The sequence below is a fragment of the Isoptericola sp. NPDC057559 genome (assembly GCF_042801555.1).
In the GTDB taxonomy this organism is placed as follows: domain Bacteria; phylum Actinomycetota; class Actinomycetes; order Actinomycetales; family Cellulomonadaceae; genus Isoptericola.
The window spans coordinates 61282-77379 of record NZ_JBHVFQ010000020.1; the positions used below are offsets into that span (position 1 = coordinate 61282).

The following is a 16098-nucleotide window of genomic DNA, read 5'->3' on the forward strand; positions in this document are numbered from 1 at the left end:
ACCGTGGCCGGGGCGTCAGGCGGTGAGCTTGTTGTCCACCATGGACAGGGCGGAGCCGATGGCCATGTGCATGTCGAGGTACTGGTACGTGCCGAGGCGGCCGCCGAAGTGCACGTCGGGCTCGTCGGTCATGAGCTCGCGGTACCGCATCAGCCGCTCGCGGTCGGCAGGCGTGTTGACCGGGTAGTACGGCTCGTCGCCGCGCTCGGCGAAGCGGGAGTACTCGCGCACGATGACGGTCTTGTCGGCGGCGTACTCGCGCTCGGGGTGGAAGTGGCGGAACTCGAGGATGCGTGTGTACGGCACCTCGGTGTCGGCGTAGTTCATCACCGGCGCGCCCTGGAAGTCGCCCACGGGCAGCACCTCGCGCTCGAAGTCGAGGGTGCGCCACGACAGCGACCCCTCGGCGTCGTCGAAGTACCGGTCCACCGGCCCGGTGTACACGACCGGCACCTGCCCGACCACGGCCTTCTTGCTCACCGGCTGCGCGTCGTCGAAGAAGTCGGCCTGAAGCCGCACCTCGATGTTCGGGTGGTCGGCCATCCGCTCCAGCCACGCCGTGTACCCGCCCGTGGGCAGCCCCTCGTGGGTGTCGTTGAAGTACCGGTTGTCGTACGTGTACCGCACGGGCAGGCGGGAGATGATCGACGCCGGCAGCTCGCGCGGGTCGGTCTGCCACTGCTTGGCCGTGTACCCCTGGATGAACGCCTCGTAGAGCGGCCGGCCGATGAGGGACACGCCCTGCTCGTCGAGGTTCTCGGGGCGCTTGTCGCCCAGCTCGGCGGCCTGCTCGCGCACCAGCGCCCGGGCGGCGTCGGGGCCGTGCGCGGAACGGAAGAACTGGTTGATCGTGCCGAGGTTGATCGGCATCGGGAAGACCTCGCCGCGGTGCGTGGTGTACACGCGGTGCACGTACGACGTGAACGAGGTGAACCGGTTGACGTACTCCCAGACGCGCTCGTTCGAGGTGTGGAACAGGTGCGCGCCGTACTTGTGGACCTCGATGCCGGTGGCCGGGTCCGTCTCGCTGTACGCGTTGCCGCCGAGGTGGTCACGACGGTCGATCATGAGCACCTTGCGGCCCTGCTCGGCCATCCGCTCGGCGACGGTCAGGCCGAAGAGCCCGGTGCCGACGACGACGAGGTCGGTCATGCTGCTGCCTCCAGGTCAGGGGGTGGTCAGTCGGGCTCGTACCCGCCGCGCAGGCGCGTGTAGGCGCGGTAGCCCGCCTTGCGGACGGACTCCGGCACCACGCGGTAGCCGGCGCGCACCACGACGTTGCGCACCATCTGCGGGCCGGTGAGGAAGCCCTCGGAGTGGAGGGTGCGCTGCAGCGCGAGCTCGGACGCCAGCAGGCGGCGGCCGCCGCGGCGCGCGTAGGCACCCGCGCCGACGCGGTACAGCACGAGGGGCTCGACGACGTTCTCCGCGTCCGCGCCGCCCGCGATCATCCGGGCGAACAGGAGGTAGTCCTCCATGAGGTCCAGGTGCTCGTACCCGCCGGCGGCCGCGACGGCGGAGCGCCGGTAGACGACCGACGGGTGGTTGAACGGGTCCCGGAACCGCGCGGTGGTCGCGATGTCGTCGCCGGTCGGGGGCACACGGACCATGCCGGGGTCGTGCTCGTCGTCGTCGAACTCCTGGATCGCGGAGCCGACGATGTCGCACCCCGCCGCCACCAGCGGCACCTGCACGGCGAACCGCTCCGGGCGGGAGATGTCGTCGGCGTCGGCGCGCGCCACGATCTCGTGCTTGCACGCCTCCAGGCCGGACTCGAGGGCGCGGGCGAGGCCGACGTTGCGCTCCAGCGGCACGAGGGTGACGGGGACGTCGGTGAGCTCGTGCAGCCGGCCGAGGACGGCGGTGATGTCCGCGCCCACGGGTCCGTCGCGCACGACGACGACCTCGTCCGGCCGCAGCGTCTGGTCGCGGGTCACGGACAGGAAGCCGCGCTCCAGGTGCGCCGCGTCGTCGCCCGCGTAGACGGGCAGGAGCACGGAGAACCGCTGGTCCTCGAGGGCGCCGGTGGCGGCCGCCGCCCGGGGGGCCGCCGCGGGGCGCGTCTCCGGACGCGGCTCGGCGTCGTGCCGCTCGGTCCGTCCCAGCTCGACCCGCGCGACGCTCAGGGCGGCGGGCCCGACGCCGGCGAGCACCTCGGTGTCGGCACGGGGGCGGCGCACGACGCCGTGCCACAGACCGCGCGCGCCGGCCTTGACGAGGGTGCCGCGGTCGGAGGAGCGGGCCACGGTGCGGGCCCAGCGCCGCAGGGTCGACCCGCCGTAGAGGGCGCGCTCGGACAGGCCGAGCGCGGACGACCGCGTGAACATCCAGACCTTGTTGCGCACCTCGTAGTAGAAGCGCGGGCCCGGGTCGTGGTCGGTGCCGACCAGGCGGGCCGTGCGGTGCTCGACGACGCTGCCCGGCACGTACAGGCCGGTGCCGCGGCGCAGCATGCGCGTGGAGTACTCGAAGTCGTCGTTCCAGATGAAGTAGTCGCTGACGGGCAGCCCGTGCTGCCGCACGGCGCGCGCGTCCACCATCATCGACACGAACGACATCGACCGGACGGGCACGGCGCCGGCGGCGCGCGCCCGGTTCAGCTCGGCCGGCGTCGCGCCGGGGCGCGTGCGCGGCGTGTTCATCGGGTGGTCGCTGCCGTCGGTCCACACGACGCGGCTCGCCATCGCGGTGACGTCGCCGGCGTAGGCGTCGCGCGCGCCGAGGAGCGCCTCCAGCGCGGTCTCCGTGGGGACGGTGTCGTCGTCCATGAGCCACACGAGGTCGGCGTCGAGGTCGGCGACGGCGGTCGCGATGCCGACGGCGAAGCCGCCCGCGCCGCCCGTGTTGCGCTTGAGCGCGACGACCTGGGGGGCGCTGGGGTGGGACCGGGCGACGTCGAGCGCGTCGTCGGTGGACGCGTTGTCGACCACGAGCACCCGGTCGACGGGCCGGGTCTGGGCGGCGAGCGCGTCGAGGGCCGCGCCGAGCAGCGCGGACCTGTTGTACGACACGACGACCGCGACGACGGAGGGGGTGGACATCCTGCTCATCCTAGTGGGGCGCCCGGGGTGCGAAGGTCGCCCGCCAGGTCTCGGGGTCGACGAGCGCGGGCGCGGCGGCGCGCCACCGCGCGGACACGGAACCCCACCGCAGCGCGAGGCGCGCGTGGGTGGCGACGGTGGCCCCGAGCAGCCGCCAGAACCGGCGCGGGTCCCGCCGCAGCCAGACCCCCGAGGCGCCGTCGCCGGCGAGCACGAGCACCGAGTCGTGCCCGGGCGTCTCCCACCAGGTCGCCTGCTCGCGGGTCATCGCGGTGGCGGGGACGGACCCGCCGCGGGCGGGCCGGAGCTGGCGCAGCAGCCCGCCGACCGCGAAGCGCACCAGCGCCGCGGACGTCGGCTTCTCCCCGGGCCCGCCGGCCGTCGCGCGGGGCGCGGCGGCGTCGAAGGCGGGATCGCCGGCGCGGTGCACCGTCGTCTCCGGGTACGCGGCGCCCACCGCGCGGGCGGCGGGGACCACGCGCTCGAGGTCGGCGTGCAGGTCGCCCGGCCCGTCGAGCACGTCGCGCAGGGCGCGCACGTGCAGGTCGACGGCGTAGTACCGCATCCCCAGCAGCAGCTTGAGGTCGTTCGCGAGCAGCAGCGGCAGCAGCAGCCCGGCCCGCGGGCGGCGGGCGCGCAGCAGCGCCGCGGCCACGCGGTTGCGAACGTGCAGGTACGCCTGCCACTCGACGGTGTCGTCCTTCTCCGTCCACGCGACGTGCCACAGCGCGGCGCCCGGGAGCGAGACCGTGGCCCGCCCCGCGTCGCGGGCCCGCAGGCCGAACTCGGCGTCGTCCCACTTGAGGAACAGCGGCAGGGACAGCCCGACGGCGCGCAGCACGTCCGTCGGCATGAGGCACATCCACCAGCCGTTGAAGTCGCTCTCCCCGCGGGCATGCAGCCAGGGCGTGCCGCGCAGGGTGCCGGCCGCGAGGTCGTGCCACTGCTGGTCGGGCTGCGGCGGCCCCCAGTTGAAGCTGCGCTCGTGCACGACCTCGCTGAAGGAGTTGAGCACCGTCGGGCGGTGCAGGTCGAGCATGTGCCCGCCGACGACGACGGGGGTACGCGCGGCACGGTGGAACCGGACGGCGCGCAGCAGCGCCTCGGGCTCCACCTCGACGTCGTCGTCCAGGATCAGGACGGCGTCGGCCGCGGGCCGGTCCAGCGCCTCGAGCATGCCGCGCGAGAAGCCGCCCGACCCGCCCAGGTTGCGCTGCTCGATGACGGTGAGCCGGTCGCCGAGCGCGGCCGCCACCTCGGCGTAGCCCGGGTGGTCGACGACGCGGCGCGACCCCTGGTCGACGACCAGCACCGTGCCCACGGCCTCCGCCAGCGCCGCCGAGCCGGCGATCCGCTCCAGCGTCGCGACGCAGAACTCCGGCTTGTCCATCGTGGTGATCGACAGGCACACGTCGCCCGTGCGCCGCGGCGCCACGTCGACCAGCCAGCGGGCCCCGGTGACGGCGACGGCGTCGTCGCCCGCGTCCACCTCGAACCAGAGCCAGCCGCCGTCGGCCGCTCCGGCGACGTCCGCGTCGAGCGTCAGGGTGCCGCCGCCCGACACCACCTCGGCGGTGGCGACCGCCGTCGGGGCACCGCCGGCGTCCGAGCGGACGAGGCGCACCCGGCCGGCGCCGGACGCGTCGACCTCCAGCCGCACGGCCGCGACGCCGGCCCAGCGCACCCAGTACGACGCCGGGAAGGCGGAGAAGTAGGCGGCGAACCCCTGGCTGGCCCCCGCCGGCACGTGGACCGCCCCGCCGTCGACGGTGGCGGGGCCGTCCTCGACGACGAGGGCGCGGCGGTCGGCGGGGACGGACAGGATCAGCTGTTGCGCGAGGTGCACCCGGGTGAGCCTAGCCTCGCCGCAGGCGCCGCTTGGCACGGGCGCCGAGGGCGCGCACCAGCTCGCGCCCGCTCGCCTCGGAGAGCGCGGGGCCGGCCTTGCGCGACGCCGTCGCGGACTCCTCCAGCTCCACGACCTCCTCGCGGGCGGTGAACAACCGGTCCTCGTCCCGCCGCCCCTGGCGGATCACCCCCAGGACCGCCTCCGTCGCGGCGTCGATCGGCACCACGTCCGCACGCAGGCGCGGGTCGGCGCTCGACGGCACCTCCGCGTTCAGGAGCGCCAGGTCGCCGACCACCCGCACGCCCGACTCCCGGATCTGCTCGACGTACCGTGCCGACCGCGCGTGCGCGGCCTCCGCCGCCCACGTGGGCAGCACGAGCTTGGTGTCGTGGGCCCCCGGCTTGCGCCGCTTGAGCATCGAGTTGGACGCGGTGTCCCGCAGCCACTTGCAGTACTCGAGCCAGGTGAGCTGCTTGCGCAGGCGCAGGTTGAGCGCCCGGAGCAGCTCCGCCTCCTCGACCGACATGCCCCGGTTGGTCGACTTGCCGTCGAGCTTGGCCGTGCCGAGGAGCCCGTGCTCCAGCCCGAGCATCGACTCGAACGCGTCGAAGAGCAGCGAGGGCGTCGACTTGTCGACGACGACCACGGTGACGTTCTCCGGGCCGAACGCCTCGGCCCACCGCGTCACGACGCGACCCTGGTCGTGCCGCTCGAGGAACGGGCGCAGCTCCTCCTCCGGCTGGTCGGCGAAGGAGTTCTTCAGCCACCGCTCGAAGGTCCAGGGGTGGCCCTCCTTCATCATCTCCTGCCACATCGACGGCAGGATCGCGGCGTAGTTGCGCAGCGTCACGACGACGTGGGCCCGCTCGCCGAGCTCGGCGCGCCAGGCCGCGACCGTCGCGTCGTCCGCGTTCGCGGCGAACTCGTGGCCGAACCACACCCGGTTCTCGGTGTCACCGTCGATCTCCGCCCGCAGCTTCCGCCAGGCGCCCTCGACGGGCGCGGTGTCCCAGCCCCAGGACTGCCCCATGAAGTCGTTCACCGCGCTGCGGTGGTTCGTGTGGCGGCCGGGGTAGCGCACCCCGCGCGCGAGGAGCTCGGGCCGGAGCGCCGCGGCGGCGTTCTGCAGGCTGGTGGTCCCGGTCTTCATCAGCCCGATGTGCAGCAGCAGGGCCCGCTCGGGCAGCTGCAACGGCTCGGACGGGCCCGTGCTGGTCGACATCCACACTCCTCCGGGACCCGTCCCCGGGGTCCCCTCGACACCGAGGTACGTGCCCGCAGGCTACCGGTTCCGGCTGCGGGTCGGCTGGGAGGGAACGTGCCCGCTACCAGCGGGTGAGCGCGACCTGGACGACCCGCACCTTCTTCCCGTCGGCCACCTTGCGCAAGGTCACGGTGCCGTCGGTCTGCCCGGACAGCGTGACGGTGAAGATGCGGTCGCCGTCCGACGGCTTCGCGAAGTCGATCGTCCCGCGGACCTTGCCGCCCACCAGCACCTGGAGCTTGCCGTCCGCGGGGTTCGTCGCGCCGCGGACGACGACCCGCCGCACCTGGTTCGCGCTCTTGAGGCTGAGGGTCGCGCCGCCCTTGGCCGTCTGGTACGCGACGTCCCCGCGGTAGACCTTGTGCTCGACCTTCTTCCAGCCGCTCGAGAGGCTCCACGACTGCGGCAGGATCCGGGTCGTGGTGCGCACGAGCGTGGTCATGGGCCCCCGGTGGTAGTCCTTGCTGATCGCGCGCACGACCAGGTCGCGCGACGTGCCGTGCTTCATGTTCACGGTGACGGACCGGGACGTGTTCTTCGCCTGGAGGATCCGCCAGTAGTTGGTGCTGGGCATGTCGGAGCTCCACCGGGCGTCCCGGTAGAGCACCTGGTAGTAGATCGCGCCCGGGACGGCCTTCCACGTGTAGGTGGACCTGACGTTCCACTGCACCGGCGTCTGCGCCGACGTCGGCGCGGTCCGCGTGGGCGCGCCGACCGCCCACCGGACGGCCCCGTACTTCTTGATCGCCGCCTGCCGCCGGGCCTCCGCGGAGCTGCGCAGGCTGCTCATCTTCGCGGCGAGGTAGCGGCCGGGGCACGCCGTCTCGTTGGTGGTCTTGTGCATCAGCACCGTGGGCACCTTCACCGTGGCCCCCGGCTTCGCCCGGGTGCCGGACCCGGTGCTGCTGCCCGTGACCAGCGTGGTGGTGCCCTTGGCGTTGAGCTTGTACTGGTAGGCCTTCCAGCCGATCACCTGGGACAGCCCGGTGAGGAGGGCGCTGGTGGGCTGCGCCGTGTCGAAGTTCCCCATCGCGGACACCCCGATCGTGCCCGTGTTGTACCCGCCGGCCTGCGCCCCGATCGGGTTGTCGCTGCGGGCGTTCTGCCGGCCCTGGAACACGTTGCCGTACCGGTCGACCAGGAACTGGTACCCGATGTCCGGCCATCCGCGCGACTTCGTGTGGTACGCGTAGATGCCGCGCACGAGCGCCGCGGACTGGCTCTCCTTGTAGCTGTTGGTGCCCGCCGTGTGGTGCACGTAGATCGCCTTGAGCGTCTTGGACGTCTCGGGCCAGCTGCCCGCCAGCGACTCGTCGGCGCCCCAGCCCGCGCGCGTGACGATCCGCGGCCGGATCTCGAAGCCGGTCCCGGCGTTCGCCGACGACGCCGGCGCGGCGTCGCTCCCGACGTAGGCGTCGGCGCGGGACGTCCCCGGGTCGACGACGTCCACCTGCAGCCCGCGCGGCGACGTGCCGTCCGCGGTCCGCACGCGGGCCTGCACCCCGTCGGCGCCCGTGGACACGATCGGCTCGGTCCCGGCCCGGCCCCCGTCGACGGTGACGCCGTCCAGCCCCAGCGCCTGCCACGCGCTCCAGCGGCCGTCCTCGCGCATCCGCACGGCGACCTCGGTGACCTCGCTGGACGTCGAGGAGTCCCACGTGACCCCGGCGACGAGGAAGTCCTGGGTCGTGGTGCGCTCGCTCAGCGCCGCGAGCGCCCCCTCGTCGGGCTCGCCCTGCGGGAGGGTCGTCGTGCTGCCGTCCGGCGCGACCTCCTTCGCGGCCTCCGCCGCGGCGGGCGCCTCGTGCTCGTCGCCGACGGCGTCGTCCAGCGCGCCCTTCTGGTGGCGGGCGCCGGCGTCGACCCCGTGGACGGGGACGTGCTCGACGTCCGGGGCCACGGCGTGCGCCTGCGGGACGGGGAGGGAGACGGTCGGGAGGACGACCCCGGCGAGGGCGAGCGCCAGGACCGTCGTCGTCGTGACGCCGGTCCTCAGAGCCGTCCTGGCCTTCGTCCGGGCTGTCGACGGGGGCGTGCTCGGGTCCGTGCTCGTGGTCGTGGCCGTCATGCTCGTCTCCGCTCGTCCACCATGGTCGCGCCGGGCATCTGACTCGCCCGACGATAAGGAGTCCCGGCCGCACCGGCACGCCGAGACCGCCACCCGTTCCGGATGCTGGGCACCCACCCCTGGGGCAGAGTGAAAGAGGGGGTGATCGGGATGGGCGAGGAACGGACGGTCGCGCGCGCCGACGGCGAGGGCACGACGGGGACCACGGGGAGCACGGGAGGCGGCCGGCGCACGGCCCGCCGCGTCGTCGCGGCGGCCGTGGCGGCGCTGGTGGCGCTCGCGGGAGGGACGGTGGCCGCGACGTCGGCCGAGGCCGCGGTGCCGAAGTCGTTCACCCTGACCGGATCGGGGTTCGGCCACGGCGTGGGGATGCCGCAGTACGGCGCGTACCAGATGTCGCGGCAGGGCACGCTCGGCCGCAACATCCTGAAGTACTACTACCCGGGCGCCACGGTGTCGTGGAAGACGACCCCCAAGGACGTGCTGGTGCAGGTCTTCGGCCCGGACCCGGGCGGCTCGACGGCGTACGGCGACCGCAAGACGTCGACGACCGTCACGATCACCGGCGGCGACTGGCGCCTCCGCAGCGCGGCGGGCACGACCCTGGCCTCCGGCACCGGGACCACCACCCTCAAGGTGGCGACCACCACGGGCAGCCGGACGCGCGTCACCGTCGGCGGCAAGACGTACGACGGCGCGCTGCTGCGCATCCACTGGTCGGGCACGCGGTACTACAAGTCGACGGGCAAGAAGGCGGTGGCGACCGTCGCGGGCACGCACGGCTCGTACCGCAACGGCCGGCTGACGGCGACGGTCCAGCAGGGCTACACCAACCTCACGAACGACGTGCTGCTCAACACCGAGTACCTGTACGGGATCGCCGAGATGCCGTCGTCGTGGGGCCTCAACGGCGGCTTCGACGCGCTGTCGGCGCAGGCGATCACCGCCCGCTCCTACGCCATGTCGAAGCCGTCCCTGCGGTCCGGGTGCCTCTGCAACGTCGTCGACGACGTGCGCGACCAGTACTACTCGGGCTGGAACAAGGAGAACGAGGGCACGGGGGCCAAGTACGGCAAGGTCTGGACGTCGGCGGTCCGCGCCTCGGTGCGGGGCGCGACGGAGGCCCGGGTGCTCACCTACGGCGGGCTGCCCGTCGCGGCGCACTACTACTCCTCGAGCGGCGGGCGCACCGCGAACTCGGAGGACGTGTGGTCCTCCGTGATCCCGTACGAGCGCTCGGTCGCGGACCCGTACAGCAAGGCCGCGCCCGGCAACTCCTACGCCTCGTGGACGCGCACGCTGACGCAGGCACAGGCCCGCACGCTGTTCGGGCTCGCGGACGTGCAGTCGATCAGGGTCAGCGCGAAGTGGTCCAGCGGGCAGCTGCGCACGCTCGTCGCGACGTCGTCGACCGGGAAGACCGCCACGGTCACCGGCAAGGCCGACGCGATGCGCGCCAAGGTCGGCGCCCGCACCACGACCGGCTCGATGCCGGCCGCGTGGATCTCGAAGATCACCGCGGTGTCGTAGGAGCCGCCAGGACGTCGTCGAGCACGTCGAGCCACGCCCGCCGGTAGCGGCGGGGCCCGAGCTCGCGGCGCACGCCGCGCGCGCGCCGGCCGAGCCGCCGGGCGAGCGCGTCGTCCTGGAGCACCGCGACCAGGCGGGCGGCGAACCCCTCGACGTCCCCGGGCGCGACGAGGAAGCCGTTCTCCCCGTCGCGCAGCACCTCGGCGGGGCCGTAGCAGCAGTCGTAGGCGACGAACGGCGTGCCCACGGACATCCCCTCGGTGAGGGTGAGCGGCAGCCCCTCGTGCAGGGAGGTCATCGCCGCGACGCGCGCGGCCGCGAAGGCGCGCAGGGGCGCGTCGGTCCGGCCGCGGAACGCCACCGCAGTCCCCAGGCCCAGGTCGGCGGCGAGCGCCCGCAGCTCGCCGTCGAGCGGACCGTCGCCGTACAGGTCGAGCCGGGCGTCGGGGACGTCGCGGCGGACGAGGACGAAGGCGCGCAGCAGGTGGTCGAGCTGCTTCTGGGGGGCGAGCCGCCCGACGAAGACGACGGTGCGCGGGTCGCGGGTCGCCCCGCCGGCGTCGGGGCGCTCGGCGGCGTGGTGCACGACGCGCAGCGGCAGCCCCGGGTACCGGCGGCTCAGGTCCTCGTGCTGGCGGCCGGTGAGGCACACCATCGCGTGCACGTTCCGCAGGTCGTCGAAGTAGCCGCGCCAGTGCTCCTTGGTGGGCGCGTCGGGCCCGTACGGCGGCGCCAGGTGCGAGTTGTGCAGCACGGACACGCCGCGCACGCCCGGGTGGGTGAGCAGACGCAGGGTGCGCTGCCAGACGTTCTCGCCGTCGGCGACCACCACGACCCGTCCCCGGTCGGCGAGCTCGCCGTCCAGCCAGGCGGCGAGCGCCCCGGCGAGGTCGAGCGGTCCGCCGCGGCCCGGGCCGCCGAGGGCGTACGTCACGGCGCCGGTGCCCTCGGGACCCGTGAGGTGCGCGGTCAGCCACACCAGGCGGCCGTCGACGACGAACTCCCGCACCCGTCCGCCGGTCGCCCGGTCGAGCCGGTCCACGGTGGCGACGCGGCCGTCGACGTAGGTCCACACGGTGTCCCGGCCGCCGTCGTCGGCGTAGGTCACGAAGGACAGCACCTCCCCGGTGGCGGGGTCGCGCAGCTCCTGGGTGCGCAGCACGCCGTCCACCGTGGTGCGCCACCGCTCGCCGGCGGCGGTGACCCGGCGGCGGCGCACGACGCCGGCCCCGTCGGCCACCCGGGGCGGTGCGAGCGGCGGGAGGCCGGCCGCCGCGCGGTGCTCGGCGGTGCCGGGCCCGTCGCGCCAGAAGTGGCGCAGGCGCACGCGCGGGTCGAGCAGGCCGGACCTGCGGGCCCACTCCCCGCCGTCGGGGACGACGCTGGTGACGACGAGGGTGGTGGGGTGCCCGGCGGCGGCGTAGGCGTTGGCCCGCGCGAGCACGGCGCGCGTGCCGCCGGCGACCGAGCCGGCGAGGGTGCGGACGAACATCACGACCTCGTCGGGCCGCGGGCCGCGCCGGGGGCGGAGCGCGGTCACCCGTCGACGGTGAACGTGTCGAGGTCGATCCCGTGGACGGCGAGCGCGCCGCGGGCCCGCTCGACGTCGTCGTCGTCGAAGTACTGCTTCCACTGCCCGATCGAGCCGTCGCGGGTGAAGTAGCCGTCCAGCCTCACGACCATCGACCGCCCGGTCCGCTCCTCCATGGCGCGCACGGTGGAGATGTCCGAGAGCGCGAGGGCGACCTCGACGGCGTCGTCCTCCAGCGGCAGGGCGAGGAACCGCACCACCTCGCGGAACCGCCGGCCCGGGTCCTCCTTGAGCGCCTCGTAGGACGCGACGTGCACGTCGGGGTCGCCGCGGTAGCTGTCCAGGGTGAGGTAGTGCCGGGCGTACGTGTCGAGCATCGGCTCGATGACGTCGCGCGGGTGCTCCGCCTTGTCCCGGTGCTGGGGCCGCTGCTTGATCGTGTAGTGGTACAGCGACACCACGTAGTCGAGCGGGTTGCGGTACAGCATGATCTTGCGGCCCGGGGTGAGGACGAACGGGTCGACGTCGTGCCGGAAGTGCTGCATGGTCACGTCCGACACCCCGTACCGGGCGAGCAGGTCGGACGGCGCCCGGTAGGGCTCCGCCTCGCGGAACACCTGCCACCGGTTGTTGCCGTAGTACTCCTGCTGCAGCTGCGGGTAGGAGATCGGGAGGCGCACGCCCGGGTCGGCGAGGGCGCGCGCGTAGTTGGTGAGGAAGAACCGCATCCAGTGGGTGCCGGACTTCTGGACCGTCGCCACGGTGACCAGGTCCTCGCGGTGCAGCCGGCCGAACGCGTCGGCGAACGCCGCACCGCGCTCCTCGGCGAGGGTGCCGAGCCGCCACCGGGCGACGTCGCCCAGGTAGCGCAGCGCGTCACCCGGCTCCTCGGGCAGCGCCGCGAGCACGGCCGCGTCCTCGCCCGCGCGCAGGCCGGTGAGCGCCCCGGCGAGGCGCGCGTCCCTCGACGTGGTCCCGGCCCCCGCGGCGAGGGCCTCCCAGTCGCGGGTCAGCAGGGCGGGGCCCAGGTGCGGGGGCAGGTGCTCCTCGGCGGCGGCGCGGGCCTTGCGCACCGCCCTCGGGGCCGTGAGCCAGCGGGCCATGTCCCGGGCCATGTCACTTCCTCCGGTTCCGGTAGTACTGGGCGAGGATGCCGCTGCCGACGGCGACGGTCGCGACCGGTCCCTTGGCCCGCTCCAGGGTGCGCAGCGCGTCGCGTCGCCGGCCGAGGCGCATGGACGCGACCGCGAGCTGACGCTGCTCGGCGGTGGTCAGCCGCCGCTTGCCCGCCGTCTCGGCGAGCAGGCGCGCCGCGGGCTCGGGCCGGCCCTGCGCCAGGTGGGCCCTGACCGTCCGCAGCACGTCGGCGGGCGCCTCGGCCGTGGTCGTGGAGAGGTCGGTCTGGCGGCGCAGGTCGCGGATCAGCTCGTTCTTCTCCGTGTCGGCCAGGTAGTCGAGCCACTCGAGGTCGAGGGTGTCGTACCGGTCGTCGCCGCCCGCCGGCTCCCACGGCTTCTTGCCCACGTAGTGCAGCACCCGCACGTCCTCGTCGTGGAAGAGCGCCGGGTGGTGGGCGAAGATCCGCTTGGTCGTGTTGTCCTCCGGCGGCAGCGCCCGCCACGAGTCGAAGAAGACGTTGAGGAAGCCCTGGTCACCGCCGTCGTACGACGGGGTGTGCGCCAGGCGCGACATCATCGCCTCGAACGTCGCGTACGACGGCGTGAAGGCGAACACGCCGGAGTTGAAGACGTCGGGGTTCGGCGCGTCGAGGCCGGCGTCCGGGACGGCGGCGAAGTCGTCGCCGGCGAACAGGTCGTCGACGTTCCGGCGCACCACGGCGTCGCTGTCGACGTAGACGGCGCGGTCGAGGAAGTCGAGCCGGAAGACGTGCAGCTTCGTGTAGGTGGCGGCGAACCGCTCCTGCACCTTCTGCTTGCGACCGCCCCGCAGCACGGGGTTGGCGATGGGCGGGACGTCGAGGGTGAGGATGCCGCTCGCCGCGAGCGCCGCCTTGTCGGCGTCGGGCGTGCAGAGCGCGACCAGCGGCACGTCGCTGACCCGGCGCAGGGAGTTCGCGAGCGCGCGGGCGCCGTGGTGGTAGGAGCCGGAGACGACGGTGACGTACGCGCACCGCCGCCCGTCGACCTCCTTCCACAGGGGGCCGTCCACCCTCGGCACCGTGAGCGCCTGGACGCCGCCGGTGGCGGGCAGCTCGATCTCGACCGTGTCCTTGGTGGCCCCGACGACCGACCCCTCCCCGGGGGCGAGGGCCGGGCGGTCGGCCGGCAGGTCCTCGGCCGGGGGCACGTACAGGTGCAGCATCTCCGACTGGCTCACCGAGCGGACGGTGGCCTCGGGGTACGCGGCCAGGCACGAGCGCAGGAACGCGATGTCGGTGTCGAGCCCGTGCGCCGCCTCGTAGCCGGGCGCGGCGTCCTTGGCCTGCAGGCCCAGCTCGGCCACCTGCGGCATCGTGTACCCGTAGCGCACGTCCTTCGACTCGTACAGGTCGACGCCGGCGAGGTAGATCTCGCGGAACCCGACGCCGAGCCCGAACGCCAGCGCCTGCATGCCGGTCGTGGGCAGGCCGGGGCGGCTCATGAAGTGGCGCGCGAGCCGCGGGTTGCGGGCCGGCACGGCCCAGGAGTCCAGCTCCTCGACGTCGGTGAGCGGCTCGAGCCCGTACCGGTCGCCGTCGCGGTGCGCGGCGTGCCGCATGGGGGACGCGAGGCGACGCACGTCGTAGCGGCCGGACCGGATCTCGTCCTGCAGCAGCTTCTCGAGCCGCTCGTGCGGGACGGCGCTGAACCACGCGTCGACGCGGTCGCCGAAGTGGTAGTTGCTCTCCAGGAAGAACCAGTTCATCCGGAAGACCACGGCGTCGGCGGGGATGCGGTGGTAGGGCGGCATCGCCGAGGACGGGCCGTTGCCGACGACGAGCAGCGGCCGGTCGGTCAGGTCGGCGAACGAGGCGATCTCCGCGTCGCCCGGCTCTCGGCCGAGCGGGACGCTCCGCATGGTGGGCATCGAGGGCTCCTGTCTGGGTCGGTGCTGCTGTGCTGTCGGTGCTGTCAGTGCTGGTGGTGCGCGGCCGCCGGCACCGGGCCGGCGGCCCCCGTCGGGGCGCCGAGCGCGGCGGCCACCCGCCCGGCGGCGTCCTGGACGTGCGGCAGCAGCGCGAGCTGCCGGTCGCGGACGTCGTCGCGGTACTCCTGCTCGCGCGCGAGGACGTCGAGCGCGCGCTCGGCGACCCGCTCGCCGAGCCGGGGGCCTGCGACGTCGAAGCCCCACTCCGGGCGCCCGACGTCGTCGAGGAAGTAGCGCATCTTGGGGTGCGAGACGAGGCTCAGCACGGGGGTGCCGAGGCCGAACGGGACCATCGTGGCGTGGCCGCGCATGCCCACGACGAGCGACGCCCGGCGGTGCACCCCGAAGGCCTCGTCGGGCGCCATGAGGTGCAGCTCGTCGACGGGGAGGTCGAGGTCGTGGGCCGCGCGCAGGTCGTCGGCGAGCCGCACGTCCCCGCGGGTGTGCGCGACGACCCGCACCTCCGCCCCCGCGGCAGCGGCGCGGGCGGCGAGGTCGCGGACCTGCGCGAGGAACGCGGGATAGCCGTCCTTGAAGCGCCGGGCCGAGCGGTCGAACGCCGCGTTGAGCAGGACGCGGCCGGACCCGACCTCGGCCGGCGGCAGGTCCGGGTGCAGCCGCTCGTAGACCGTGGTGGGGCAGGGCACGAAGCGCACCCTCTCGGCCAGGTCGTCGGGCAGCAGCGCCCGCACCCGGTCCATCGAGCCGTGGTTGCGCAGCCCCACGAGCTCGGCGCGGCGCGCCAGCGCCAGGAGGCCGTCCCGGAAGCGGGTGCCGTGGAACTCCTGCCCGTCGAACAGGTTGTACCCCACCGCGAGCACGAACAGGGGCACGTCGAGCGCCGCCAGGGACGCCGCCGGCACGTTCCACTGCCAGCCGCTGTGCCCGTTGGGCGACGTGTCGGGCAGGAACAGCCCGCCACCGCCGACGACCAGCGCGCGCTGCGCGTTCGCGACGCGCACCCGCTCGGCGTCGAAGAGCTGGTGCGCGTGGAACGGCACCCAGGCGGTCGGGCCGGCGGCCGACCCGACGGCCTCGCGCACCGCGAGCGGGAGGGCGACGTCGCCGAAGTTCTCGCCGTCCTGGACGTAGAACGCCACGTGCCCGATCCCGCCCGCCGGGGCCTCGTCCGCGGGCGGCGTGACCGGGTGCTCGCCGCGGTGCTGCAGGCCGCGGGCCACCCGCCGGGGCGCGCCGGCGCGCAGCGCGGCCCGCGCCTCGCGGACCGTCGCCGGGCCGTCGTGCGTCACCCAGGCGGCCCGCGCGGCGAGCACGTGGGCGTCGGCCACCACCCGCGGGTCGTCGGCGGTGGCGGCGAGCCGTGCCACGGTGCGCGCCTCGGCGTACCGGCTGGTCGCCGTCAGGCTCGTGGCGAGCTGGAGCAGCACCCCGCCGGTGAGCGCCTCCGGCCGCGCGGGCAGGGCCGTGAGCTCGTGCAGGGCGCCGTCGTGGTCCGCGTCCGCGGCGCGCGCCGCGGCCCGCGCGAGCACCTGATTCACGCCGTCGGCGTCGAGGCCGGACGCGGCGAGGTGCCGGCCCGCGAGCAGCGGGTCGAGGACGGGGTCGAGGCCGCTCGCGTCGCCGTCCGCGACCGCGGCGGCCACGTACCGCGCGGCCTCCGCCGCGACCGCCCCGGGCCCGGTGCCCGCCGGCTCCCACCAGGGCGCCGCGAGCACGTCGGCGCGCGCGGCGGCGGCGCGCGGGGTGGTCGCGGGCGCGGCCGCCACG

At 74.6% G+C, this 16098-nt stretch carries 10 protein-coding genes; 1 reads left to right on the forward strand and 9 read right to left on the reverse strand.

All coding sequences use genetic code 11. The annotated features are described in order from the left end of the window. Positions 1–15: 15 nt before the first annotated feature. The 5 genes from glf to ACFU5J_RS16715 form a co-directional block, all read right to left on the reverse strand. Positions 16–1152, reverse strand: a complete 1137-nt coding sequence (gene glf, locus ACFU5J_RS16695) for a UDP-galactopyranose mutase (RefSeq protein WP_430577149.1) — start codon at positions 1150–1152, stop codon at positions 16–18. A 26-nt stretch (positions 1153–1178) separates the two neighbouring features. Then, positions 1179–3041, reverse strand: a complete 1863-nt coding sequence (locus ACFU5J_RS16700; protein ID WP_430579474.1) for a glycosyltransferase — start codon at positions 3039–3041, stop codon at positions 1179–1181. Positions 3042–3051: 10 nt separating this feature from the next. Beyond that, complete coding sequence (locus tag ACFU5J_RS16705; protein WP_430579475.1) at positions 3052–4887, reverse strand: glycosyltransferase; 1836 nt, start codon at positions 4885–4887, stop codon at positions 3052–3054. A gap of 10 nt (positions 4888–4897) precedes the next feature. After that, entirely contained in the window at positions 4898–6112 is a 1215-nt protein-coding gene (locus tag ACFU5J_RS16710; protein ID WP_430579476.1) for a hypothetical protein, read from the reverse strand. Positions 6113–6215: 103 nt separating this feature from the next. After that, positions 6216–8222 (reverse strand): peptidoglycan recognition protein, encoded by a 2007-nt coding sequence (locus ACFU5J_RS16715; protein WP_430579477.1) that lies wholly within the window; start codon positions 8220–8222, stop codon positions 6216–6218. Positions 8223–8372: 150 nt separating this feature from the next. On the opposite strand from ACFU5J_RS16715, the gene ACFU5J_RS16720 reads away from it, so the two are divergent. Continuing rightward, a complete protein-coding gene (locus tag ACFU5J_RS16720; protein ID WP_430577144.1) occupies positions 8373–9752 on the forward strand; it encodes a SpoIID/LytB domain-containing protein in 1380 nt (459 codons plus the stop codon). On the opposite strand, the gene ACFU5J_RS16725 is transcribed toward ACFU5J_RS16720, so the two are convergent. The 4 genes from ACFU5J_RS16725 to ACFU5J_RS16740 form a co-directional block, all read right to left on the reverse strand. Further along, positions 9736–11292 carry a glycosyltransferase gene (locus ACFU5J_RS16725; protein ID WP_430577143.1) on the reverse strand — a complete coding sequence of 519 codons (1557 nt, stop codon included), beginning with the start codon at positions 11290–11292 and terminating at the stop codon, positions 9736–9738. The two genes, ACFU5J_RS16720 and ACFU5J_RS16725, sit on opposite strands and share 17 nt — an antisense overlap. Then, on the reverse strand, positions 11289–12398 hold the full coding sequence (locus ACFU5J_RS16730) for a sulfotransferase domain-containing protein (protein ID WP_430579478.1): 1110 nt from the start codon (positions 12396–12398) through the stop codon (positions 11289–11291). Before ACFU5J_RS16730 ends, ACFU5J_RS16725 begins: the two co-directional genes overlap by 4 nt. 1 nt (position 12399) lies before the next feature. Then, positions 12400–14310, reverse strand: coding sequence for a glycosyltransferase (locus ACFU5J_RS16735; RefSeq protein ID WP_430577141.1), 1911 nt, complete (start codon positions 14308–14310; stop codon positions 12400–12402). A 44-nt stretch (positions 14311–14354) separates the two neighbouring features. Next, a partial coding sequence (locus ACFU5J_RS16740; protein WP_430579479.1) for a polysaccharide pyruvyl transferase family protein occupies positions 14355–16098 on the reverse strand: 1744 nt, incomplete at its 5' end.

What these genes read in the sequence shown, in the direction of transcription:
- glf (WP_430577149.1), bottom strand. Translation starts at nt 1,152, where the DNA reads ATGACCGACCTCGTCGTCGTCGGCACCGGGCTCTTCGGCCTGACCGTC.
- ACFU5J_RS16700 (WP_430579474.1), bottom strand. Translation starts at nt 3,041, where the DNA reads ATGTCCACCCCCTCCGTCGTCGCGGTCGTCGTGTCGTACAACAGGTCC.
- ACFU5J_RS16710 (WP_430579476.1), bottom strand. Translation starts at nt 6,112, where the DNA reads ATGTCGACCAGCACGGGCCCGTCCGAGCCGTTGCAGCTGCCCGAGCGG.
- ACFU5J_RS16715 (WP_430579477.1), bottom strand. Translation starts at nt 8,222, where the DNA reads ATGACGGCCACGACCACGAGCACGGACCCGAGCACGCCCCCGTCGACA.
- ACFU5J_RS16720 (WP_430577144.1), top strand. Translation starts at nt 8,373, where the DNA reads ATGGGCGAGGAACGGACGGTCGCGCGCGCCGACGGCGAGGGCACGACG.
- ACFU5J_RS16730 (WP_430579478.1), bottom strand. Translation starts at nt 12,398, where the DNA reads ATGGCCCGGGACATGGCCCGCTGGCTCACGGCCCCGAGGGCGGTGCGC.
- ACFU5J_RS16735 (WP_430577141.1), bottom strand. Translation starts at nt 14,310, where the DNA reads ATGCCCACCATGCGGAGCGTCCCGCTCGGCCGAGAGCCGGGCGACGCG.